Origin of the sequence: Carboxylicivirga agarovorans (genome assembly GCF_050589845.1) — a bacterium.
Classification (GTDB): Bacteria; Bacteroidota; Bacteroidia; order Bacteroidales; family Marinilabiliaceae; genus Carboxylicivirga; species Carboxylicivirga agarovorans.
The window spans coordinates 48,323-72,377 of the sequence record NZ_JBNGPA010000016.1; the positions used below are offsets into that span (position 1 = coordinate 48,323).

The 24,055-nt window shown below is 38.7% G+C and carries 17 protein-coding genes; 8 read left to right on the top strand and 9 right to left on the bottom strand.

Going from position 1 to position 24,055, the window contains the following annotated elements:
* Positions 1 to 76: 76 nt before the first annotated feature.
* Positions 77 to 1,525 carry a hypothetical protein gene (locus tag ACRD69_RS15455; RefSeq protein ID WP_430816011.1) on the bottom strand — a complete coding sequence of 483 codons (1,449 nt, stop codon included), beginning with the start codon at positions 1,523 to 1,525 and terminating at the stop codon, positions 77 to 79.
* 198 nt (positions 1,526 to 1,723) lie between these two features.
* Between ACRD69_RS15455 and ACRD69_RS15460 the strand changes: the two genes are divergently transcribed.
* Entirely contained in the window at positions 1,724 to 3,124 is a 1,401-nt protein-coding gene (locus tag ACRD69_RS15460) for an MATE family efflux transporter (RefSeq protein ID WP_430816012.1), read from the top strand.
* Between the two features lie 171 nt (positions 3,125 to 3,295).
* Here ACRD69_RS15460 and ACRD69_RS15465 read toward each other — a convergent pair whose 3' ends face one another.
* Positions 3,296 to 4,600 carry a carboxypeptidase-like regulatory domain-containing protein gene (locus ACRD69_RS15465; protein WP_430816014.1) on the bottom strand — a complete coding sequence of 435 codons (1,305 nt, stop codon included), beginning with the start codon at positions 4,598 to 4,600 and terminating at the stop codon, positions 3,296 to 3,298.
* 154 nt (positions 4,601 to 4,754) lie between these two features.
* Between ACRD69_RS15465 and pepF the strand changes: the two genes are divergently transcribed.
* A complete protein-coding gene (gene pepF, locus ACRD69_RS15470) occupies positions 4,755 to 6,629 on the top strand; it encodes an oligoendopeptidase F (protein ID WP_430816015.1) in 1,875 nt (624 codons plus the stop codon).
* A gap of 58 nt (positions 6,630 to 6,687) precedes the next feature.
* Here the strand turns inward: pepF and ACRD69_RS15475 are convergent, their stop codons facing one another.
* Positions 6,688 to 7,341 (bottom strand): hypothetical protein, encoded by a 654-nt coding sequence (locus tag ACRD69_RS15475; protein WP_430816016.1) that lies wholly within the window; start codon positions 7,339 to 7,341, stop codon positions 6,688 to 6,690.
* A gap of 23 nt (positions 7,342 to 7,364) precedes the next feature.
* Positions 7,365 to 8,027 (bottom strand): DUF2846 domain-containing protein, encoded by a 663-nt coding sequence (locus tag ACRD69_RS15480; protein ID WP_430816017.1) that lies wholly within the window; start codon positions 8,025 to 8,027, stop codon positions 7,365 to 7,367.
* A 349-nt stretch (positions 8,028 to 8,376) separates the two neighbouring features.
* Here ACRD69_RS15480 and ACRD69_RS15485 point away from each other — a divergent pair, with 349 nt between their 5' ends.
* The 3 genes from ACRD69_RS15485 to ACRD69_RS15495 all read left to right on the top strand — a co-directional run bounded on the left by ACRD69_RS15485 (position 8,377) and on the right by ACRD69_RS15495 (position 10,378).
* Positions 8,377 to 9,228: an FKBP-type peptidyl-prolyl cis-trans isomerase gene (locus ACRD69_RS15485; protein WP_430816018.1), complete on the top strand. Its 852-nt coding sequence runs from the start codon at positions 8,377 to 8,379 to the stop codon at positions 9,226 to 9,228.
* Between the two features lie 127 nt (positions 9,229 to 9,355).
* On the top strand, positions 9,356 to 9,925 hold the full coding sequence (locus ACRD69_RS15490) for a class I SAM-dependent methyltransferase (RefSeq protein WP_430816019.1): 570 nt from the start codon (positions 9,356 to 9,358) through the stop codon (positions 9,923 to 9,925).
* Positions 9,926 to 10,048: 123 nt separating this feature from the next.
* Entirely contained in the window at positions 10,049 to 10,378 is a 330-nt protein-coding gene (locus ACRD69_RS15495; RefSeq protein ID WP_430816020.1) for a TraR/DksA family transcriptional regulator, read from the top strand.
* 357 nt (positions 10,379 to 10,735) lie between these two features.
* Here ACRD69_RS15495 and ACRD69_RS15500 read toward each other — a convergent pair whose 3' ends face one another.
* The 3 genes from ACRD69_RS15500 to ACRD69_RS15510 form a co-directional block, all read right to left on the bottom strand.
* Positions 10,736 to 15,202 carry a hypothetical protein gene (locus ACRD69_RS15500; protein ID WP_430816022.1) on the bottom strand — a complete coding sequence of 1,489 codons (4,467 nt, stop codon included), beginning with the start codon at positions 15,200 to 15,202 and terminating at the stop codon, positions 10,736 to 10,738.
* A gap of 39 nt (positions 15,203 to 15,241) precedes the next feature.
* Positions 15,242 to 16,081: a 50S ribosomal protein L11 methyltransferase gene (gene prmA, locus ACRD69_RS15505; RefSeq protein ID WP_430816023.1), complete on the bottom strand. Its 840-nt coding sequence runs from the start codon at positions 16,079 to 16,081 to the stop codon at positions 15,242 to 15,244.
* 309 nt (positions 16,082 to 16,390) lie between these two features.
* Entirely contained in the window at positions 16,391 to 17,077 is a 687-nt protein-coding gene (locus ACRD69_RS15510; protein ID WP_430816024.1) for a TapB family protein, read from the bottom strand.
* 362 nt (positions 17,078 to 17,439) lie between these two features.
* Between ACRD69_RS15510 and ACRD69_RS15515 the strand changes: the two genes are divergently transcribed.
* Genes ACRD69_RS15515 through ACRD69_RS15525 form a run of 3 tightly spaced genes read left to right on the top strand, consistent with a single transcriptional unit; the run spans position 17,440 to position 21,773 of the window.
* Positions 17,440 to 19,692: an ATP-binding protein gene (locus ACRD69_RS15515; RefSeq protein WP_430816025.1), complete on the top strand. Its 2,253-nt coding sequence runs from the start codon at positions 17,440 to 17,442 to the stop codon at positions 19,690 to 19,692.
* 55 nt (positions 19,693 to 19,747) lie between these two features.
* Positions 19,748 to 20,440: a 16S rRNA (uracil(1498)-N(3))-methyltransferase gene (locus ACRD69_RS15520; protein WP_430816026.1), complete on the top strand. Its 693-nt coding sequence runs from the start codon at positions 19,748 to 19,750 to the stop codon at positions 20,438 to 20,440.
* A complete protein-coding gene (locus ACRD69_RS15525) occupies positions 20,433 to 21,773 on the top strand; it encodes a zinc-dependent peptidase (protein ID WP_430816027.1) in 1,341 nt (446 codons plus the stop codon). The genes ACRD69_RS15520 and ACRD69_RS15525 overlap by 8 nt, the downstream gene beginning before the upstream one ends.
* Here ACRD69_RS15525 and ACRD69_RS15530 read toward each other — a convergent pair whose 3' ends face one another.
* The gene (locus ACRD69_RS15530) at positions 21,774 to 22,172 is read right to left on the bottom strand and encodes an RrF2 family transcriptional regulator (RefSeq protein ID WP_430816028.1); all 399 of its coding nucleotides are present in this window, start codon (positions 22,170 to 22,172) and stop codon (positions 21,774 to 21,776) included. It abuts the gene before it with no gap.
* A 104-nt stretch (positions 22,173 to 22,276) separates the two neighbouring features.
* Entirely contained in the window at positions 22,277 to 23,923 is a 1,647-nt protein-coding gene (locus ACRD69_RS15535; protein WP_430816029.1) for a diphosphate--fructose-6-phosphate 1-phosphotransferase, read from the bottom strand.
* Positions 23,924 to 24,055 lie beyond the last annotated feature (132 nt).

The window sequence follows — 24,055 nt, forward strand, 5'->3', positions numbered from 1 at the left end:
TCGGAACCAATTTCAAAAACTTCTGCAGTATAGCAGTATTAGTCTGCCAAGGGCGGCAATGAAACGTTGTCGTTGATTACTGTCCTGACTCTCCTTCTCTATTCAACAATTTATCTTCCCATTTTTTTGTAAATTCATCTAAAAACGGGATGGATATACCTACTATAAAGCGCCATCGGTTCCAGCGTACATCAGTATAAGCATCAGGATCAAAGATATGTGAACTATCATCTTCGGGAAAGCCAAGGCCACTGTTAACTCTGTATTCAGTTGTTGCCAGCGTTGCACCAAAAGTTATATCAGCCCTCTTCAGATGTAATACCACTCCTCCACCAAAGTGACTAATGTCTGAGTTAAATGTGGATGCATAAATTTCTTCTTTAAAAAAACCATCAGAATTAGAGCCGGTTACGGCAGCAGAGAAATCCGTTGAATAACTGAGATAACCATACAGGTTCTCATTAAAAATAACGTTACAACCCACCCCAAAATTAAATACCGAATTCAGTTCATTGACCAAAAATGACTGGTATTCATTATTAGTACTCTGTCCTATAAAAGGATCACTGCTCATTAAAGTATAATACTTCACAGGTCCATAATATTCAGCACTGGCATGCAGTGAGCCCCTTTTGGTTTTGTAACCCAGACCTGCAGCTATTGAAAAGGGCGTTTTTAGCTTCATATCCAGATCAGTTTGTTTATTGCGTTCATAGGTAGGGCTTGAACTATTGATTCCCGTATACACATAATCGTATGTAAACGAACCTTTCCCGCTTAATGAAACAGTTGGTGTAGTAACAGTGATCCCCCATGTTATCGGGTCGTGATCCCAGGCAAAGCCAATTTTCCATAATATACCGGCATGCGAATAGCTGTATTGATTGTTGTTCTTAAAGGACTCAACATCCTGTGCCTCGCTATAAGCATACAATTGGGTCTCATCGGTGGCTTTTTGCTTTCGAATGGATACAAAATTACTTACTCCAATGCTAAAGCGGTTGTTTGGAGTATAGGACCAACTCAGGCCCAACCACTCTTCATTAAATCTCTTTTTAAGATAAACATCACCACTAAAATACTCTTCACCAGGTATTCCGGGAAGTATATTACCATATGAACTATTGCTTTCCTGAATATCGACATCCATGCGGTTGCGACCTAAAAATGAATAGGCAAAGGAATGTTTATCCCATCCTTTAACACGGTATGTACCGGCAAGCAAACTGGGTGCACCTCCAAAAGATGATTGGCTATTGGGTGATGTTCGTTTTTCTTCTGCAGAGGTTTTAAACTTGTAGCTACTAAGCTGGTATACCTTTCCACTGATTATAAAGGCATTGTCTTTAATTAAACTTAAACGGGCTGGATTATAAAATACGGCACCCAGATCTTCAACACTACCTGTCACTGAATTACTCAAAAGCATCGAATTAGTACCATATTGTTCGGTCCAGTAATGGGCATCCTGAGCAAAAACCTGTGAAACAGATAAAACAAATAATAAGAACAGAGTTAATCTCATAAGAGAGGTTTGTTTTTAAAAATGCTTTACCAAATTATGTATTTCATTTGAAAAAAGCATGCTTAAGAAGAAATTCATGTCAAAGAGATATATGCCTTGCTACTCACAACTGAATGTTAATTTTTGCCAAATCACCACTTTTAACCAATAGAATCATCACCTTTTTATACTTTTGTCCTTCTAATTGTAACACATTCCATGTCAAAACAGGCACAAAACGTCAGAGAGCTTGAATTTGAGCACATCCCAAAATTGCTTTGGAAATATTTCCTGCCGGCTTTTGCAGGTGTCATTATCAACTCCTTATATAATATAGTCGACCGCATTTTTATTGGTCAGGGAGTTGGTGCAATGGCCCTGTCAGGATTAAGTGCCGTTTTTCCAATTATGGTAATTATGATGGCCTTTGGAATGCTCATAGGCATGGGGGCCGGTGTTCGGGTATCGTTAAACCTGGGAAAGAAAGATTTTGTGAGAGCTGAAAAGGTCTTGGGAAATGCTTTTGTCCTGATGGTGATAGTAGCTCTCTTTATTATGCTGGTAGGGTTCGCTATTAAAGACCCACTCTTGCATTTCTTTGGCGTTAACAATGAAACATTTGACTACGCCAATGAATATTTAAATATCATACTACTTGGTACGGTCTTTAATATTGTGGGATATTCCCTCAACAACCTGATACGTTCTGAGGGGAGTGCCAATGTGGCTATGATCTCTATGCTGATTAGTGCAGGTTTAAACCTTATTCTTGATCCCATATTTATTTTTGTTCTGGACATGGGTGTTGCAGGAGCTGCATATGCCACAATACTTTCCCAGTTTGTATTAATGTTGTGGGTGATCGCACACTTCAGAAGTAAACGATCGGTAATCAGACTGCGATTGCGCAACTTTAAACTGAAAAAGGATATAGTCTGGTACATTTTATCCATTGGATTCGCACCATTCTCAATGCAAATGGCATCAAGTCTTGTTTTTGGTACTTTTAACGTTCAGCTTGTCAAATATGGAGGAGATCTGGCTGTTGGTGCAATGGGTGTTGTAATGAGTGTTGCGATGCTGCTTGTAATGACGATAATTGCCATTAATATGGCTGCACAACCCATAATTGGGTTTAATTATGGAGCTAAAGACTATAGCCGTGTGAAACAAACGCTTGTTATTGGTCTTATATTTGCGACCATCATTTCCATTATCGGTTTTGGACTCAGTGAAATATTTCCACGAACAATTATTAAAGCGTTTAATACCGACAGTGCAGATCTGCTTGACATAGGCACAAGAGGTTTACGCTTGTTTTTACTAGCCTTGCCCCTTGTCGGTTTTCAAATTATTACTGGTAACTATTTTCAATCGACCGGAAAAGCTGGACTGTCTGCGTTAATATCGCTTCTAAGGCAGGTTATTGTTCTGGTGCCTATTTTGCTGATATTACCCAAACATATTGGGCTGGATGGCGTATGGCTGGCAGGACCCATTGCCGATACTGTTTCGGCAGTTATCACTTCTGTTTTTCTGGTACGTGAATTAAAACGACTTAATAAGGCAATTGTCTTTCAGCAAAAAGAAAAGAATAGTACCCCAGTCCTATCAAGCTAAGTTTTATAGTGCTTTCAAAGCCTTGAGTCAGCCGGCACATAAAGATCCATTTTCTTTATTCCCTTCGGCATTAGTTAAAATACATGGTGTGTTGGAAATAAAAAAAGCTGATAACACAGAGGCTATCAGCTTAATCAATTAGTATATAGTTTTGGTTCAGATGTTAAATTGTTAGTTCTTTAACTTTTCGATGTTCTTCTGAATTTTCTTAATAGCTGATTCAATTGATTTTTCAGGCTCAATAACGTTATAAGCTCCCCAAAAGTCAGCATCGCTAAATCCCATTTCTGTATCACTCATTACAATATTGGTTTTCATGCGGTCGGTACCTCTGAATGTCTTGGCGTCGGTTTTTTCCCAATCGGTTACTGCCATTTCAATGCCGGTATGGTAGTAGGTATTGAACAAGCGCTTCTTCCAGTTTACTTTAAATGTTATTTCACCGCGTGAATATCCATATATCCATTTGCCATCTTTTTCTCGATAGGTAACCAGGTATGAAGCTTTGGTTGGATAAACTTCGGCGCCGGCTGGCTTGCGCTTGATGAATAAATCACCAACAGCTTTCTTATCCTCTGTATTAACATTGTACGATGCACTAACAATAGCCATGGTTTCAGAATCGATATAAAGACTACCGTAGAACAATGGTTCAGGAACCCAGCTCTTTTGCTTGAAGTTTAAGATATACAGGATACGGTCATCCTGACGGGTAATATTACCAATTTCAAAATCGTACTGATCAAGCAGGTCATATCGCAATATCATATATGGGCTCTTCATGATATCAAGCATTAATGTTGAGTATGGACCTCCCTGCAATTTAAATAAAAGTGTATCAAGCTTGCTATAGTCAACGCTCTTACGGCCTTTTAATAGCTTAATAGCATCATTCTTTTGATTGTTATAGCCTTGCTTATACACTTCAACTACGGCCTCTGACAATGACGCATATGCACGTCTTTTACGTATTGTTTCACGATAAAAGGCTGTCATCATATTCTCATCCTGCACGTAATTGTTCTTACGTTGATTTAAGACTGCCTCTATAAGTAGGTCCGGATCCTTGGGAAACACTGTAATCGCATCTAAGGATACCGATAAGATCTCCAGTTTAATTTTATTCTTATCCTCTTTCAGCTTAGCTACTGGCACTGATTTTTTCTGATACCCGATGTAAGAGAAAGTAATATTCTTATTAAGCATGTCATTCGGTACTTTCAGTGCGAAATATCCCTCTGAGTTAGTTACCGTGGCAATGTTTGTACCTTCAATAGTAACATTGGCGAAAACCAATTCATCACCACTGTCGTCCGCTACCACTTTTCCTTTAAATTCTTTGTAAGTACCCTCTTCAAATACTCGTTTTTCTTTTTTCAAGGCGTCATTGGCCATAAGGGAGGATGAAATCATTCCAATTAGCAGAAGTAGGAAAAAGCGTGTTTTGATTTTAAATATGTTTCTGTTTGCTTTCATGATATTGTAGGTTTAACTGTTTATTAATCGCATTGTCAACATAAGGACAGGTCACATAAATGTTTTCCCTTATCCTTTTTTCATTTTTTTTTAAAATTTCTGTTTTCTTCTTTATTTTGCAGCACACAATTAATAATACAATAACAATTAAACCATGAAGAAAACATCTACTAAACTGCTGATGCTAGTTATGATGCTGGCAACGGTTTGCACTACATTTGCTCAAAAAGAGCGATCAGAAATTGATGACAAATACAAATGGAATTTCACTGACCTGTATGAAAGTGATGCAAGCTGGTCGGCTGCTAAGGACGTTCTTGTAGAGGATATGAAAAAAGTATCCGACTTTAAAGGCAAGTTAGGCTCATCGGCTGCTGTATTACTGGACTACATGCAATATTCTGAGCAGTTAATGAAAGATGGTTATCGTCTGTACATTTATGCTTCTTTAAAATCAGATGCTGACGTACGTGATTCGGAAAATATGGGTCGTGTTAAGGAGATCAGACAGGTGTTTATTGACTATGGTCAAAAAGCATCGTTTGTTACCCCTGAACTGGCTGCCATTCCTGAAGCAACCATGAAGCGATACATTAATGAAGAGCCTAAGCTTGAAATCTATAAAATGGGTCTGATGGATGTTTACCGCATGAAAATGCATACATTGTCAGAACTTGAAGAAGCTGTGATGGCCAAAACAGGTATGATTACCGGAACTGCCAACTCGGCTTTCAGCGTATTCAGCAATGCTGAAATGCCACGTGTTAAAGCCGCAATTAACGGTGAAGAAAAAGAGCTGACTTCAGCAAACTTCAGCTTAGCACGTTCATCGGCCGATCGTGAGTTACGCCAGGAAGTAACCAAACTATATTGGGATAACTACCTGAAATATGAAGGTACTTTTGGTGAAATGCTTAACGGACAAGTAAAGGTAAATGTATTTCGTGCCAAGGCTCGTAACTATAATTCAGCCCTTGAAGCTGCTGTGAAACCAAACAATATTCCTGTTGAAGTATATAAATCATTGGTTGAGAATGTTAATAACAACCTTGGAACATTCCACCGTTACCTGGAGCTTAAAAAACGCATGTTAGGTGTTGATGAGCTAATGTATTCTGATATGTATGCTCCGACTGTTAAAGGCGTTGAGTTGAAATATACATATGAAGAAGCTCAGGAGTTGATCTTAAAATCGCTTAAGCCTCTTGGTAAAGAATATATCGAGGTAGTTGAACACGCTTTTAACAACCGCTGGATTGATGTATATCCTAATGCTGGTAAAAGAAGTGGTGCCTACTCAAACGGTGCTGCATATGATGTTCACCCTTATATTTTAATGAACTACACCGACCAGTATAACGAAGTAAGCACACTGACACATGAGTTGGGCCACACTATGCACAGCTATTACTCAAATAAAACACAGCCTTTTGCTACGGCCGATTATGCAACATTTGTAGCTGAAGTAGCATCGACCTTTAATGAGGTTTTGCTGAATGATATGATGCAGAAAAAACTTAAAGACGATGATTTACGTCTTTCATTATTAATGAGCATGCTTGATGGTTTTAAAGGTACCTTGTTCCGTCAAACTCAATTTGCCGAATTTGAACTGGCCATTCACGAAGCCGCTGAAAAAGGTACACCTTTAACCGGAACAGTGTTAACCCAGATGTATGGTGATATTACACGTAAGTATTATGGTCATGACAAGGGAATTTGCACTGTTGAGGACAACATTGCTATTGAATGGGCTGCTATTCCTCATTTCTACATGAACTTTTATGTGTACCAATACAGTACTTCTTTTGTTGCCTCGCAGGCTCTGGCTGCCAAAGTACTTGAAGGTGATAAAGAAGCCACTAAGCGTTATATTGAGTTTATCTCAGCAGGTGGTTCAGATTACCCTATTGAGCTACTAAAAAATGCCGGTGTTGATATGACATCGTCAGAGCCATTTGATAAGACCATTGAAGCTATGAATGGCATTATGGATGAAATAGAAGCAATTCTTGACAACAAGAAATAAGCAACAAATAACTAACAAAAAATGGCTGTTCAATTGAGCAGCCATTTTTTGTTAGTACTTAAAAGAAAAAGTCGATACCCATTTGAAGACCCGAATAGTTCAATTCTAAATCGTACTTGTCATCTTTTGAATTGGCATAATCATATGCCATATAAGGCTGCATCTTAACTTTTCCCACCTGCAGATTAACTCCTCCTTGTATTTTCATACCAATGTTGCTGGCTGTAGATTCGAAATCGGCATCATCAAATTTAAAATTCATAAAGTTGTAACTTACTCCCGGAGAAAAAAAGAATGAATGTTTACCCGATCCGAATGGGAATAGTACCTTAGGTGACAGCCCTGGCGCAAACCTGTTAAATGAATAGTAAAACGTTTCATCACTACTTTCATCCGTCATAAACTTGGGAGCCCAGGCATATTCCATATATGTTGTAATAAAGAAGCGTTCAGAAACATTATAGTTTAGATTCACTTTTCCTACAATATTTAATATCAGTTCGCTGAATCCATATTCCATATCTTCAGATGGAAATGCATTATCCACTAGATCATTTATTTCTTTAGGATTGAAGAAACCATATGCAACGCCAATACCAAAATTGACCTTTTTAGTCTCTTCCTGTTTTACATCTATAACTATATCCTCCTGAGCAAACATCCTCATTGAGATAATTAGCAAAACAGATAACAACAACAATTTCGTTTTCATGAAAGTTAAATATTAAGTTGAGATTATAGACTAATGAGCTTCTCTTCAGGTATAAACATATCAATATTTAAAACTTTGACGTAGTTATCTTTATATTGCCACTCATTTTCATACCGATTCATCATATTCTGAACAAATCCCCTTTTTTGTAACTTCTTGGTCGTTTTATCAATTAAAGATTGAGGCGTAACAATTGGTTCTTTTGAATTAACCAAGTCTATAGCTCTCTTAAGTTCTTTTTCCTGCAGAGGATCTTCTACATTTTGAGGTTCCAGGCCAACCTGTGCTTTCCATGCACCCATTTTTATATTGACCAAAACAATGTATGTTTTACCGGCTTCAAGGTTCGCTTTAACAAATTGTTTATTTTCACTCGATGCCCAAAAAAGGTGTTCTCCAGCCTTTACCTCATAACGCATATAGTTCTTATTTTTAAAAATCCCAACAAACTCTTCGTTATGAAAAAATTCAAAGGAAGCAGCTCCACCGAAGGAACTAACCCGGGTAAAATAAACAACTGCATTCCCTTCTGCCGGTGGAGTAAATCCTTTTGCCATTGCAGGTACAATAACGAAGACACTCATTAACAGTAAAAAGACTTTCTTTACCTTATTGTCCCACTTGAAGTGTTTATCATTGACCAATAGTAACTTAATGAACTTTGAAATGAAGTTTAGTTTAACCATAGTGATTATTTTTTGATTTATTACACTCCTTTAATTAACGTAAAATATTTGAATTATCTAATAGATTTTGTAATGGCCTCAAGAATTTTTCAATGAAAAACGATGTGTTGTTATAAACTATAAATATCAGCATACCACCACCTTGAGCAACGCTGGAAATAAAAAATCACTTTTTTTTCTTAAATGAAGCAACCCTTAATACAAAAATGTATCTAACAACCGAACAGCATCGGGAAAAACCGATAATAACTTATACAAGATATTAGCCGTACAATGGTTTTTTAAAACCATTTGGTACCTGATGGTAGTTTATAATTTAATTGAAAACAATAATTGAATAGTGATTAGGATGAGAAAGATTTTATTATTTGCAATGCTGTTGCCCCTATTGGCAGGATGTTTAAATGATGATGATTATGTAGATTACGCGGCGCTTGATGAAGAACTTATCAGCGAATACCTGGCTGCCAATAATATTGAGGCTGAAAGACATTCGTCTGGTTTATATTATAAAGTAATTAATCCGGGCATTGGCGACCCGATTGGTGATGAAGATAACACTGACACAAAGGTTACTTTTTCGTTCAACAGCAAAACCATCAACGGCAAAGATTTTTATGAGAATGATAAAAACCACACAGCCTATCTGAGTACCTTACCTTACGGTTTTCAAATTGGTTTGTCACAAATAAATAAGCAGGGTGAAATAATATTGTATACTCCCTCGCAACTATGTCGCGATGCCTATGGTTACATTTATGGCGAAGAAAATACTGTGATGATTTACCACATCAACACACTTAGAGATCAATCGGAAATTGACGAGGATATTCTCGCTGATTATCTTGCTGAAAACCAAATTGAGGCTGTAAGAGACGAGAGTGGATTATATTATGAAATCATTGTAGATGGTGAAGGTGAAAATGTTCCTGATGAAGCCTTAATTGATGTCAGTTACAAAGGTACTTTCCTTGATGGCGAAGTGTTTGATGAGAGAACATTAAGTGGAGCGTCTTTATCTAATTTAATTGAAGCGTGGAAAGTTGGTGTTCCTTTGCTTAAAAAAGGAAGTAAAGCAAAATTCTACTGTCCTTCTCAAATGTGTTACGGAAGCTCCGATCGCTACGATGGTAATGGTAAAGTAACCGTACCAGGAAATAGTATTCTGATATTTGAAATAGAGGTGGTTAATTTCCGATAAGACCAATTCAATAAAAGCTTACAAGCCCTGGTTCGTCACTGAACCGGGGCTTTTTAGATATGACAAAAGGAAAACTACCTACCCAAATCATGAAACTTTTTGTAATTTGCATGCAAATAGAAAAATTATGAGTGAGTCTTTCTTTGAAAAAGAAGAAAATGTAAAGCAATATTTTGAAATGACTGCCGATTATGATGGTCGCTGGTTTTTCGAACAGTTTAAAAAGCACGTTCCTGTAAATTATAAATGCCTTGAGTTAGGCATGGGACCTGGCAAAGATTTGGATAATATCCGCCTTGAGTACGATGTGGTTGGTTCTGATTATTCGTTTGTATTTGCCGAGTTATACAAACGAAGTCATCCTGAAATAAAAATAAAGGTACTTGACGCCGTTACCATTAAAATCAAACAGATCTTTGACTGCATATACACCAACAAGGTACTGCACCATTTGACATTCGATGATGTTAAGAAGTCAATAAGTCGACAAGCAGAGATCCTTAACACTAAGGGTCTTGTATTACACACCTTCTGGAAGGGAACGGGACAAGAAAACTACGAAGGCATGTTGTTTCATTATTATGAAACAGAAGAGGTAATACAGATGTTTGAACAAGAGTTTAAGGTTCTTCATATCAGCACATACAAAGAATTCAAGGAAGACGACTCGATTATTGTTGTTGCACAAAAGAAATAATGTCGATGACGATGCAATCCCAATAATTATCAGGAGCACCTTTAGTTTTTTCACTCCTTTAAACTCTTTGTATATGCATCAGCCTTATTCCAATGCATATTAATATTGTAATAGTATAACTTAATGGCCATTGACAAGCAAGAAATAGAGCAATTAATTAACAAGCAGATATGCAGTGTTGAACGTAAGATAAAGTCTCTGAAAGAACTAACACAAGCCATTGCTCCTGACGATGCCATAGGCCGTGTTAGCCGTATGGATGCTATCAATAACAAAAGCGTTAATGAAGCAGCCCTGCGACAGTCAGAAGCCAAGCTCACTAAACTACATGAGGCCCTTCAGCACCTTAATGATGATGATTTTGGCATTTGCATACAATGTCATGGCCCCATACAGCCTGGCCGTATTGTACTCATGCCCGAAAGTCGAAAGTGCATGAAGTGTGCCAGGTAAAAGTCCTGGCGTAATAAGCACCACTATTATCTATTGAACAGCTTAATGTTTTTGCACCATGGTTGAGAGTCCTTGCAAACCATTGGGCTAAACAGATGCAGGGATCATAACAGTTACATCATCACTCCTCAATAAATAAATGGAATTGAGAACCTTTCGCTTATAAAAACTATACGATAAAAGCTGCAGCTGTGATCATTCCATCTGCCCATCATAAGCGCATGCTTATTACTGAAGATATAACTGAACAAAAAGCCCCGGGCAACTTCATGTCTTCCCGGGGCACAACTGTAATTTTCTTATATATCGGCCTGTTGTCGACCATCAGTATGCATTAGTTACAATACTTTTCCATCACTATTCAGGCACCTCTCCTTCCTCATCTTTCTCGGGCAATGCTGCCGGAGCCGACTTCTTATTAAACCTGGAAAGGAACTTCTTCTTTTTACTTTCAGGTGCCATAATAAAGGTATAACCCCTCTCTCCTAATCCAACCTTTTGTTTACGCTCTTCTGGCTTCAGTTCCTGCACTATACTGTTATAGGCAGAATTGGATGACAAGGTTTGCATCATACTGTTTTTATAGGTAAAATACACCCAGTTATCGGCATCAAACTCAAGGTACATTTCAAGAGAATTACCACTTCGCTTACGTGTGATCTCTGCCAGTACTTTGGCTTCACGATTTACCACCATTTGTTTGATGTAAGCCAAATCAGCCTTTCCTTCAGCAACAAAAGCTCGTTTTTTGGTATCCCATTTAAAGTCAATGTTACTGAACAGCAGCATTTGCTGAAGATCGGCAGGAAGAACGGTACTCTCGCCTGTTTTGCCCCTTTCATTTTCAGCTTTTTCAGCTTTGTTCCTGCCTGTCCATTCGGACAGACGGCTGTTAAATGTTTTCTTACTCAACGACGAAGACTTGGCTGATGAGGCGATAATAGTGCTGTATAAAACATCCTGGGCATCGGCATTAAAAAAGAAATCGATACCCAACATTGACGAAAGGCTGATCTCATTCTTATCGCGGTCATGAAGTATGGTACCAGTCGATTTCATCTTCACCTGATCCATATCAATACCCAAATCGATAATACCATGTCCCTGAATATTGCAGGCGGCTTCAGAAAAACGCATTAAGGTTCCGGTTGTATCGGCATTGGCCAGTTTAGCTTCTGATGCAATATCAAAGGCTTTCTCCTTATCGTTATAAACCAGGTAGCCCGAGGCATTAATCATCGGAATATCGCTGTAATCTTTACGGTCTTCAACAAAAGATGAATAAACGTGTGTGCTATCCTTGGTAATAAAGAAATCCTTATAAATATTATCGTAATCGAAGTTTTGCAACTCTTCACCGATTGGTATTCGCACGTTGGCAGGATCAATTGGTGAATCGAAACGAATATATGTTTGTGGTCCGCGCGAACAACGGTGTAGCATCTGAACACCTCCGTCAAATGACAGCAGTTGCTCTGTAGCCCTCAATGTTGCATTGCCCTGGTAGGCAAAATGAGAATCGAATGTAAACAGATCGCCCGGCACTATCTTACTTTCGGCAATGGTCATTTCTTCTTTGCCATATTCTATGTTGTGCATGTCAAGCGTTAACATTTTACCATCTCCATTAAAGTAATCGTATTTACCATTGGCTTTATACTCATACTTACCGGTAATAAACACACGTGCGTTGTACATGGTGTGTCTCACCAATGAATCTTTATCCAATACAATACGAACACTGTCCAGCGGGTCAAGTGCCGCATCCTCACGAATGGTTACCAGGCCGTTATTCAGAATCATATTGGCATCACCCACCTCGATGTTCTTCACCTCTTCGGCATAAATGGTTTTGGTTTCAACGTCGTACATAGCCATTGGCACGTAAAAGGCCAGTGAATCCTGACGGCGGTGTGTTGATACAAACCTGTTACCCTTTGATCCGCGTGCTCCCATGTAGATATCATTCTTATCCATATCCCACGAGAACTCACTTATGTAGGATACATAGCGGTTTTCAGTAAAGTCAACTCGGCTACCACCTGAACGTGAGCGGAATGTTCCCTGGCGTGTTTCAAAATTAATATCCGATATCAGGTTGGTTGTTGCAAAACTTACTCCTTCAACCTCCGCTCCTGACAGGTTAAAGTCCGATGAATCGGCCAAAATGGTATGATCAGTGAAATCAATATCTTTTGATTTAACATTAGCCCTTGCCATATAGAAAGTACCAGCACCTGTCATGCCATAAGGTGTAATTTTAATATTGCCCTGCAACTGCGCCTCCTCGTTAAACATGGTGAAGTTCTCTTCCTGAGTTTTAGCATGAAGTTCATCTTCATGCGGCATGTACTCTAAGTAGATGTATTTTGATGTAACATCAGGAAATGGCGGACTGTCTGTTTGTTTACTAACCGTAAAATCGTATACCTGCCCCTTAACCATGTCTGGTAAAAATGTAAAATCCTCTGAGAACGAAGTCGATGTCAAGTAGTTAAGCTCTCCATTTCCTTTCAATCCTTTATTACTTAGATCAATGGTATTGGTAAAGGTTGCTTTTCCTCCGTATATAGGATAGCCTGTTTCGGGCGTTTGACGTTTGAAACCTAAGGAGTAATCCGGTCGAATGGTTAAGTTCTCCCTGAAGGTTGGGAAAATATTCGATTCAAACTCACCACTAAAGTTAAAGTTCTGACGAGTTAGGGTATTGATACTATCCATTTCAAACGGGTCAAGCGTAAAGAACATTTCATCTTTGTGGTACGCACCGCCTTGAATGTTTTTATTATCGAAATAGACATAAGACTCGATCTGACTGTTAATGACCGGAAATTGAGGGTTTGACTTAGCTCCTGATTTATTGTCGGGTTCGTCAATTTGTAAATACCCCGAAAGCTGCGAAATGGTATTTCCTACATCTTTTAAGAGTGGCATACCAAAGTAGTCTTTCTGGCCCGACTGCACTTTCATCTTTAAGGAATCGATATTACTCATATCGATCCTGAAATCATCGTATAAAAACTTAAATCCATTACCTGATAAGGTTAACATACCGGCATTAATGGTTCCGTTAAAAACGAAGTTTCTGTTCTCCTTCAGAATAATTTGCTGATTACGTGGAAAGAAAACCACATTTTGGTGATCACAAATTGAAATGGTCTCCACCCCGTTCAGGTCAAGGTCGAAATTTAGCAGGTCAATCTTGGCATTAGCTATCTCACTTCCGGTCAATGATGTAAAGCGTATCACATCAAAATCCTTATTACCAAGTCTGAAATCAAGGTAGTCGCGTAGTCGCTGCCTGATGGTTATCTCATCGGTATTGACGTTATAACCGATAAAACCATGAAATGACAGGTCAATTATTTGCTGACGGACCGGGCTAAGGGGTAAGCCCATAAACTTGGCATACTCTTCGGCTGTAAAGGGCTGACCATGGTAGTACTTATCACAATTGCGCAATCCCTGTAGCGGGTGAATGGCATCCATTCCCTGCAGTCGGTTATAAAACTCTTCCCGAAAGTAGCTGAGCGATTCAAAGAAAGCCTGGTTCTGAGCTGCGCCTGTCAGCATGCGTAAATCAATAAACTGTGAACCAATTTTCCACCTGATCAGCTCAACGTCCATACTAATGTTATGGAAGGTGTTAAAATACGGGCTAAGTGCCAAACCTTCACCGTTTCGTATCAGGTGCACTTCCTCAAGATCGGCCATGTATTTAAAGATCAGTCCCGGGTGATAGATGAACCCACGATCCATCACAATGGACACTTCGGTATCATTACTCAGTATCTGATCTTTACGAAGGGCGAAATACAGTGATTTAGCAGTTATGAATGTTGTATCATTACGCGATATGGTTATTGAAGCAGGATTTTCATGGGTACCGGCTCCTAAAAACTTAGCACCATTTTGAGCAAAACCTCCTTCATAATCGATATTAGGGTGGATCTTATCAATTTTAAAACGCTGTTCGCTGGTTACGAATTTTGGATAAATGGTTGATTCAGGTGATGTGATCTGCATCACCTTATGCTCCAACGTTCCATGCAGCGGATAGTCAAAATAATGACGGTTATAGAATTCTACAGAATCTACTTCAAGCCTTGGTTTATCAGCCTTTATCTCATAATCCTTAAAAGTGGCATACACCATTGACGCCTCAAAGCCCGAACGCTCCCAGGTCACTTTCCCGTTTTTGCCAACCCATTTTTTTTCTAAAGGATACAACACCCCCGATGTATTTTCAATAACGATACTGTCTCTCTTTGACACACAAACCAGGTTGGTGTTTCCCACTATAAGCGCCAATCGTTTTTTATCCTTATCGTACTCGTAATGGTAGTCGCCCGAACGAGCATACCAGGCCAGTGCAGGAGTTGAATAAACAGCATCAGTCTCTACCATTCTTTGGCTCAATGCCACGAAGGCCTTCAGGTGACGAAGTGCATAACGTGGTTTGACAAGTAAATCATTTACTGCAGCATGCCAGCTGTCAAAACTGTTTTGGGGGTGCCCTGTCTCCTGAAAAGACATGATCGTTGTAATGTAGGTGTGGTAATCGGGGTAAGGGCGGGCTTTCTTTTTTGCCATTTTGTTGCAGGTAGCCATCATCAGCTCCTGCAACTCTGCATCAGCACCTGTCCAGAACAATTCAAAGGATTCAAGAAACGCTTTAGCCGCCTTTTTATCCGTTGCTCCTTTAAAAACTTCCTCCATCTCTTCAACAAACATGGCCGCCTGCCCGCTAAACTTGCCCTGCGCGTCTGTCAGTTGTATTCCAATCGTAATAAAAATTAATACGGCTAGTAGTCGTTTAATCATATAATAAAGGTTCTGCTCTGTTGTGTGTGCCCAATTAGTTTACCTGGCTTTTATATACGCAAGTGCCGTCCAATTGTTATCTGTTTTTTGACTTTTTAATTCTAAATTATGCTTGCGGGCTATATTATCAATTGAATCAACATCTTCACTGTAAAAACCGCTAAACAGAATATGCCCCCCCGGTTTCAGGACTGCTGCATACTTATCCATATCGTTCAATAGGATATTGCGATTGATATTGGCCAATATTAGATCGTACTGCTGCTCATTTAAGAGGTCGGCTCCACCCAACAGCACATCCATATTAGCAATATTGTTGAGTTTAATATTCTCTAAAGCATTATTGTAGGCCCACTCATCAATGTCAATACCCGTGACCTTAGCAGCTCCTTTCTTAGAACATAACATCCCCAAAATAGCCGTTCCACAACCCATATCAAGAACATTCAGATCTTTTACATCCGACTCAAGGATATACTGCACTATCAGACCGGTGGTTTCATGATGTCCGGTTCCGAAACTCATGCGTGGATCAATAATGATTTCATGCTCGGCATTGTGTTCTATTTTATGAAATGAACTGCGAATCACACACTTATTAGCAATAACAATAGGCTGAAAAAAGTTCTTCTCCCACTCATCGTTCCAGTTCTGGTCAGCAATGACTTCTGATTGAAACGATAATTCTATTCCTTCAAGCGGGCACACAATGGCAGATACACTCTCCGAATCATACTGATTACTTGGAATATAGGCATTAAAACCCTTATCATTCTCTTCAAAACTTTCAAAACCCATCTCGCCCATCTGTGCCATTAATAATTCATTGGCTATCTGGTTTACAGGCATAACAGTTACCTGTACTTTTGTATATTCCATCTTTCTTTTTTTTTCACAAAAGTATTTAAAAAAGGGATTAACGTGAGTCAGGAATAACATTTCATTATTCCGATTATGTCAAAAGACTGATATCCAGGGTTTATATTGGAGGACATAACTACCACTGTTATTCATGTAAGTTCAGACGGTTCCTTCATTCATTAGTATAGGTGCTGCCAATGCAGTGGTTCAACAACCATCTTTTGAAACTGATGCCTCAAAGCGGCTCTTTATGCATTTACTAGTATTTTTTGCCCCCTGTTAGTTATTGCCTTTCTTAACGGAAACTAATTCAATTAGTCTGATTGATTAAGGTTTTTCGAATTTGGTCAATTCACTGTATCCTACCATCTTTCCCTTCCGGTGAGTTTCTGACCTTACAACACCAACCCCCTCGGCATACCATTCAACAGAATTGATCGTCATATTGACAAAAGCCTTTGTCACAATGTCCTGCGATATCTTTATACAGTCAAATGTGCCTGCCTCCGTAGTTACTTTCTCTTCGGCTAATACTTTCCTGTTTTCAATGCTTACAGTCATATTCATTGGCATAGGACCACCGGTAATTTCCATTCGTATGTACCCGTCTTTCAGCTTATCACCTACTTCATATGATGAGGGTATATTAATTTCATCCATCAAAAGCTTAACTTCCATGCCTTCATATGCCTCCATCTGTTTTTGATCGAGGTAGCCACTCATATCAATATAAAAAGTACCATCAACACACTTAAAACTTATATCTGTTTCAACTATTTCGTCTTTCGACTTAGGATCTTCATAAACCTGGTGAACTGAAAATGTGGTGTTGTTACCCTTATGCTCAACTGCTGTAACTGTTTGGGTGACGACTCCCACAGTCTTTCCTTTCTTATCGTAATTCCTTATTTCAGTGACCGTCCCTTCTTCATACGGTATATAAGCCTTGCAGTCCTGGCCATTAGCTGTTAAAAATGGTAAAGCAATAATAATGCTGCACACTAATTTTTTCATTGTAGGTTGGATTAAATTTGATAAATAGGCAATCTAAGTTATGAAGTATTTTTCAGGAGGTAAAGCCCTTAAATCAAAAGTAAATTGACTTCTACTAAAGGCATTAATTTGATTTCGTTTATATTTCACAGCTTTGATTAAGCTAATAAGTTGAATGACAACTTATAATTTATGAAGGAATAGTACACTATTGCAATTAAGTTTAAGGAAATTAACCGGATTTTCACATAAAGCGATGAGCAATACCGCTCACAAACAGACATTTATAAGCGGACTGAGGTAGAAATATAATATCGAATTCAGGTTATTAGCAAATTAAAATTCTTTAAGTATCTTTAGCATGCAACTGTACGCTAACACTAATGACATCAAACCAGACTCGAAGAATACTTCTCCTGTTAATCGTTGCATTACTGCAACTTAGCAGCACACTTAAAGCCGACGAACTAAAAGAGATCGTTGTCCTGAATTCGTATCATCCAGGCTTTAAATGGACGTCTGACATTAACAGTGCCATTGCAGCGCATTTCAGATACAATCAATCAACCCGCCTTTTCTCAGAGTTTATGGATAGTAAACGGTTTAATTCTGAACCGTATTTTCAAACCTTATTTGAGCAATACAAATTAAAATACGAAGACCATAAAATCGATGGCATCATTTGCTCTGACAACAGGGCTTTTGATTTTTTTATTGAACACGGAAAAGATATCTGGGGAGATATTCCGGCTGTTTTTTGCGGAGTTAATAACATTGATAAGCAACTCGATCTTGTTGATCCGGAGAAACATGCCATTGTTTATGAGCTTATTGATGTTAAAGGAACCATTGATCTGATTGAAGATTTACAACCTGAAATTGAAGAGATCGTCGTCATTTCAGATGAGACCTTATCGGGCAACATTTTTCTTAACCAATTTATCGATGCCTTTGAAACTGAAAAACGCTCCTACTCCTATCGTATTATTAACAATACGAATCCCGGAGAACTAAAACGAACACTGGAGCAGATTCCTTCAAATAACAGGGCCATCTATTTATTGAGTCTGTATACTGAGCGCAATGGCATTCCGAATGAGATGCTGCTTGAAAGCCATTACTTTTTTGAGCATGTTAATATTCCCATATACAGCAACTGGGATTTCCTGATGCCGAATCTGATCGTAGGGGGGCGAATTTTAAAAGCTGAAGACCAGGGAAAAATTTCAGCACAACTCATGGAAAAATTGTTATTTGAAAAAGACAATCACCTGCACAATCATCCTGATAACTATACAATTATCGATCACAACGTACTTGAAAAGTTCGAATTAGAGACGAATGGCCACGAAATGGACATACTCTTTGTCAATGAGCAACTCAATTACATCAAGGCCCATAAGAAAGAGTTAACCATCATCCTGTCGATACTAATTGTATTTATCTTTATAATCTTATTGCTGGTTAGTGATATCATCAAGCGTAAAAGCGTTGAGATCAGCTTTATTGAAAGTGAGAAACGTCTTGAACTGGCCATACAGGGGGCTAATGAGGGTCTGTGGGACATCAACCTGGAGAAAAAAAGCATTTTCTTAAATGAGCAGTTCGCTAAACTGTTGGGATATCAAACTCCCAGCGAAGTTCAGTTAACTGTTGATACCTGGGAATCGTTTATCTACTCTCAGGACATTGAACAAGTGAAAGAGGCTTACAACCTGCATAAAGCAGGAAGAGCTGAGGCCTTTCAGTGTGAAGCCAGAATCATCACCAAAAGCAAATCCCTCACCTGGGTGTCCATCCATGGTAAAATTACCGAGCGAATTGATAATATGCCCTACAGGGTAACAGGGATTGTTATTGACATCAATAATCAAAAAGCCTTTGAAAGCGAACTGCAAAAGGCGAAGGAAAAAGCAGAAGAAAGTGACCGTTTAAAGTCGTCGTTTCTGGCCAACATGTCGCATGAGATCCGTACCCCCATGAATGCCATACTTGGCTTCACCGACCTGCTGTTATATGGTCAGCTTACCCCCAGTGAGCAGCATGAATACATGAATTTAATAAAGCGCAGTGGCGAAAACCTCTTAACACTCATTAATGACATTATTGACATTAGTAAAATAGAATCAGACGAACTTAAAATAACCGAAGATGTAATTAATATCAACCAGCTCGTTAGAGAAGTTTATTCAGTGGGTTTAAGTCTGTGTGCGACCCTGAATAAAGAAGTTGAGGTGCAACTGAACGGAGGATCAGATAAAGAGTTATTGATCTATACCGATCCACTTCGGGTCTATCAGATTTTACTAAACCTGGTTAGTAATGCCATTAAGTTCACCGATAAAGGACTGGTCGAAATAAACTATTCAATCAGCAATGAAGAGCTGTCACTATCGGTAAAAGATACCGGTCCCGGCATTTCTGAAGAGCATCAAAAGGTTATTTTTGAACGTTTCAGACAAATAGATGAGTCAACCATTAAAAAACATGGAGGAACCGGTTTAGGACTGTCTATTACAAAAAGTCTTGTTGAGTTGATGAACGGCAGTATTACCATTCATTCACAACCCAATAAAGGAGCGATGTTCTGTGTTAAGCTGCCAATAAAAATTCATCAACATACCACCTTCTCATGATCATTCTGGTTTAACAAAAGAGCATTTTTTATCTTTGCTCCAAACAACATTCTATATGGAATTATTCTTCGATCCGGCATTTGACGGACAAGGCATTTTAAACGAATCAGAAAGCAAACACTGCATCAATGTATTACGCCATAAAGCCGGTGATACAATCACAGTGGCCGATGGCAAAGGCCATTATTATAATTGTGAAATAATCAATGCCCATCCTAAAAAGTGTGAGTTGGCTTTAATTGAGAAGCAAACATTTCCAAAGTCAGCATTTGGTATTCATATGGCTGTGGCCCCTACTAAAAGCATTGACCGCTTTGAGTGGATGGTCGAAAAAGCAATGGAATTGGGCATAAGTGAAATAACTCCTTTACTGTGCCATCACTCTGAACGAAAAAAAGTAAGAACAGACCGGATTGAACGAGTGGTGGTTGCCGCCATGAAGCAATCTCTCAAGGCTTATTTGCCTGTAATAAATGAACTGACTCCTTTTGATGAGTTCATAAATAAAAACCACACAAACGGCTTTATAGCTCATTGTTACGACTCAGATAAAACACCATTAAAACAGATCTATGCAACGGGTACAGACTGCACACTATGCATTGGTCCCGAAGGTGATTTTTCAATTGATGAAGTGGAGATGGCTTCTAAGGCGGGTTTTAAACCAGTATCATTAGGAAACAGTCGCTTGCGAACAGAAACAGCGGGAGTTGTTGCTTGTCACACAATTCATTTGCTAAATGACTAAAGAGCATTTATATGTCATTTTAATATTTGTTTTTGGCATGCTGGTGGCAATGGCGGTAATTGTCAATGCATACCTCAAATTCATACGTACCAATACCATTAATCTCAAGGTGGCTCAGAAGTCTGCCAGGTGGAAGAAAATAAAAGAAATTCTCCAGGAGCAGTTTTCGTATTACAACCAGCTACCTGACGAGCTTAAAACTGATTTTATCTTACGAACCTATCAGTTCATGCAACGTCGCAATTGGATCTCATCAAGTAAACCAATTGTGAGCCTTTACCAAAAGACCTTAATTTCGGCCTGTGCAGCACAACTCACATTCGGGTTGAAGCAAATAAGCTTCGGGCGTTTTAAAACTATATTGATACACGATGATGCTTATTACAACAGGTTCACCCGTAAATACCATCGCGGCGAAGTAAATCAGGCAGGACTGATTGTATTGTCGTGGAAACATTTTGAGCAAGGCTATGCCGATACAAAAGACAAAATAAACCTGGGCCTGCACGAAATGGCGCATGCGCTTGATCTGGCCCTGCATTTATCAGAAGGAAGAAGGTACAATATACACCGCCTGATGGATAAATTCAGACAATCGGCTTTTGATAAAATGATGACTTTACGCCAAAATCCCAATGGCTTCTTAAGAGAATACGGAAGCTCCAACACCCGGGAATTCTTTTCAGTAGCAGTAGAGCATTTTTTTGAAGCACCGGAGGATTTCAGGGAACAGATGCCAGAACTGTATTACGAACTTTGCCAGCTACTTAATCAGGACCCATGTAACAAAATATTCAGGGGCTTTCAATCAATCCATAGTCATCAGTTTAGCAATAATCTAAGCAAGAAACAGTTGCAGTTGTACAAGCCCAGGATAAACCTGAAACCCAATGTAAATATTATTATACCCTTTGCTTCCTATACTTTACTTGTTGGCCTGGTTGTACCAATTATAAACCTGTCGGTTAACAGCTGGGATATGATCATCTATGCTTCCCTTTCAACCCTATATCTGGCAGGAATAATCATGATATTTATGAGAAAAGGGAAAGAAGTCAGAATATTGAACAGCCATCTGCTCAGTAAAACCTTAATATTTAATAACGATTATTTTACAGTACACCTGAAGAACATTGTCAATATTAATTTTACCTATATGCTCACTTATTACAGTACTGAAATATCTTACTTTGAAGGTGATGAAATTATGTCGAAACAGCTATCACTATATTACTCACCGGCGAGCATAAAAAAGCTGGAGCGATTATTACTCCAGCAAAGCGTTAAAATTAAGCACAACAACAAGTGGCTTAAAAAAGAAGATTACAAATGATTACAAGTACTCATTTAAGTAATGACTCTCCATATATTCTTTAAATTCCTTGGTCATATTTCGCGATAAATCACCTAACATACATGTACCTATAATGCAGGCTCGTTTATCGCCAGGACATGATTGGATAGCTACTTTGCCTTCAATAGCTTCATATATCATTAATAATGATATTTCAGCCGGTTCCTGCTTCAAAACAAATCCACCACTTGGTCCGCGGTTCGATGCCACAAAATCCTCTTTTGCCAATCGTTGCATAACTTTGGCAACATGGTGTTTTGAACTATCAATAGCTTCTGATATTTGATTAACATTAAGCTTTGTTTCGCTTCGTGCAATTAATACCATTGAATGCAAAGCGATAGATGCTGCCTCTGAAAGTGTAACAATTTTTGACATATCTTGATAAAAAGGAAATTAAATACTCAAATAATTATTTCCGCAAAAATAGATAAAAAAACCCGTAACGCACTTAGTTACGGGCTATAATATTTAAAGGTTACTTATTCCTTCTCGTATTTTAATGTTTTAGTGGTGATATCACATACTTCAGAAGGACCGAAATACTGGATAGGACCAGGATAAACATAACTCGGGTTGATGGCCCACTCCTCACGACTCTCCACTAACTTCTGGAATGGAGCTCCGTTAAGCTGAACCAAAGCCTTTTGAATTACAGGCTTCATTTCACCATGACGTTTTTCCATGTTCATCATCATAGTAACAGGAACACCACCGGCAATCCATTCAGTTGAAGGAGCTGTCAGGTTGCGTACTGAAGCCATATAACCTGTTTTACCTTCACCAATTAACATGGCAGCTGTGTTACCTAATGAATAACAGTAATCAGCGTCAAAGTTAGATGGAGCGGCACAACGGCCTTCATAACCAAAGAAGTGTGGCTGACCTTTGAATTTACCGCTAAATTCGCCGGCTTTCTTCATCTTCTTTAGTTTAGCTTTAACCATGTCAATTAACATCTTCTCAGTTTCAATCAATGAAACCTGAACGTTACCATGCGGATCACGATCTAACATCAACTGGTTGGCAATTGCGTTTGGCAAAGAAGTAAATACATTACGTGACTCTTCTGAGATTCGCTCTGCTACGAAATCACGCTTCTCTTTATTTCCTTCCAAAGCATTAACTTCTTCTTCGTTATGAGCCAGGAAATCATTCAACTCAGCAATTAATTTCTTCATTGCAGGAATAAACTCAACAAGCCCTTCAGGAATTAATACTGTACCGAAGTTATCACCGTTTTCAGCACGCTTGGCAACAATATTAGCGATGTAACTCACAACATCATCTAAAGTTTGCTGCTTCGCTTCTACTTCCTCAGAAACAATAGTTACGTTTGGCTGTGTTTGTAATGCACACTCTAAAGCGATGTGAGAAGCCGATCGGCCCATCAACTTAATAAAGTGCCAGTATTTTTTAGCTGAATTGGCATCACGCTGAATGTTACCAATTAACTCACTGTATACTTTACATGCGGTATCAAAACCAAACGATGTTTCGATCATTTCGTTTTTAAGGTCACCATCAATGGTTTTTGGCACACCAATTACCTGTACACCCGCATCAATTTTCTTGTAGTACTCTGCTAAAACACAAGCATTTGTATTTGAATCATCACCACCGATAATTACTAAAGCATCGATACCCAATTCCTTACAGTTAACCAAAGCCTGCTCAAACTGAGCTTCTTCTTCTAACTTGGTACGTCCCGATCCAATAATATCGAAACCTCCTGTGTTACGATAGTGATCAACGATGTCACTTGTCAATTCCACATACTGGTTATCAACCAATCCACCAGGACCGCCTAAAAATCCATATAATTTATTATCAGGGTTAAGTTTTTTCAAACCATCATAAATACCCGAAATAACATTGTGCCCACCTGGAGCCTGACCACCTGAAAGAATTACACCTACTGTTTTTGCCTCATAAACCTTAGCATCTCCCGGTTCGAATGAAAGTACAGGCATCCCATATGTATTTGGGAACATATTTTTAATATCTGCCTGATCAGCAACCGACTCAGTTTCTTTACCTTCTACAATCTTAATACCCCCTTTTAGTGAAGATGGCATCTTTGGCACGTAGCTTTCACGTGCAATCTGAAGTGGACTTTTAATCATCATACTGTCTTGTATTGTTTTTTTATTTGGAATCTTCTTAAATGTGTTTTACAACACCTTTTTATGAAATTCATGCAAATTTGCTCATATTTTTTTAAATCAGGAAGACTCAATATTAACAATTTACAATCTTTA

What these genes read in the sequence shown, in the direction of transcription:
- ACRD69_RS15455 (WP_430816011.1), bottom strand. Translation starts at nt 1,525, where the DNA reads ATGAGATTAACTCTGTTCTTATTATTTGTTTTATCTGTTTCACAGGTT.
- ACRD69_RS15460 (WP_430816012.1), top strand. Translation starts at nt 1,724, where the DNA reads ATGTCAAAACAGGCACAAAACGTCAGAGAGCTTGAATTTGAGCACATC.
- ACRD69_RS15465 (WP_430816014.1), bottom strand. Translation starts at nt 4,600, where the DNA reads ATGAAAGCAAACAGAAACATATTTAAAATCAAAACACGCTTTTTCCTA.
- pepF (WP_430816015.1), top strand. Translation starts at nt 4,755, where the DNA reads ATGAAGAAAACATCTACTAAACTGCTGATGCTAGTTATGATGCTGGCA.
- ACRD69_RS15475 (WP_430816016.1), bottom strand. Translation starts at nt 7,341, where the DNA reads ATGAAAACGAAATTGTTGTTGTTATCTGTTTTGCTAATTATCTCAATG.
- ACRD69_RS15480 (WP_430816017.1), bottom strand. Translation starts at nt 8,027, where the DNA reads ATGGTTAAACTAAACTTCATTTCAAAGTTCATTAAGTTACTATTGGTC.
- ACRD69_RS15485 (WP_430816018.1), top strand. Translation starts at nt 8,377, where the DNA reads ATGAGAAAGATTTTATTATTTGCAATGCTGTTGCCCCTATTGGCAGGA.
- ACRD69_RS15490 (WP_430816019.1), top strand. Translation starts at nt 9,356, where the DNA reads ATGAGTGAGTCTTTCTTTGAAAAAGAAGAAAATGTAAAGCAATATTTT.
- ACRD69_RS15495 (WP_430816020.1), top strand. Translation starts at nt 10,049, where the DNA reads ATGGCCATTGACAAGCAAGAAATAGAGCAATTAATTAACAAGCAGATA.
- ACRD69_RS15500 (WP_430816022.1), bottom strand. Translation starts at nt 15,202, where the DNA reads ATGATTAAACGACTACTAGCCGTATTAATTTTTATTACGATTGGAATA.
- prmA (WP_430816023.1), bottom strand. Translation starts at nt 16,081, where the DNA reads ATGGAATATACAAAAGTACAGGTAACTGTTATGCCTGTAAACCAGATA.
- ACRD69_RS15510 (WP_430816024.1), bottom strand. Translation starts at nt 17,077, where the DNA reads ATGAAAAAATTAGTGTGCAGCATTATTATTGCTTTACCATTTTTAACA.
- ACRD69_RS15515 (WP_430816025.1), top strand. Translation starts at nt 17,440, where the DNA reads ATGACATCAAACCAGACTCGAAGAATACTTCTCCTGTTAATCGTTGCA.
- ACRD69_RS15520 (WP_430816026.1), top strand. Translation starts at nt 19,748, where the DNA reads ATGGAATTATTCTTCGATCCGGCATTTGACGGACAAGGCATTTTAAAC.
- ACRD69_RS15525 (WP_430816027.1), top strand. Translation starts at nt 20,433, where the DNA reads ATGACTAAAGAGCATTTATATGTCATTTTAATATTTGTTTTTGGCATG.
- ACRD69_RS15530 (WP_430816028.1), bottom strand. Translation starts at nt 22,172, where the DNA reads ATGTCAAAAATTGTTACACTTTCAGAGGCAGCATCTATCGCTTTGCAT.
- ACRD69_RS15535 (WP_430816029.1), bottom strand. Translation starts at nt 23,923, where the DNA reads ATGATGATTAAAAGTCCACTTCAGATTGCACGTGAAAGCTACGTGCCA.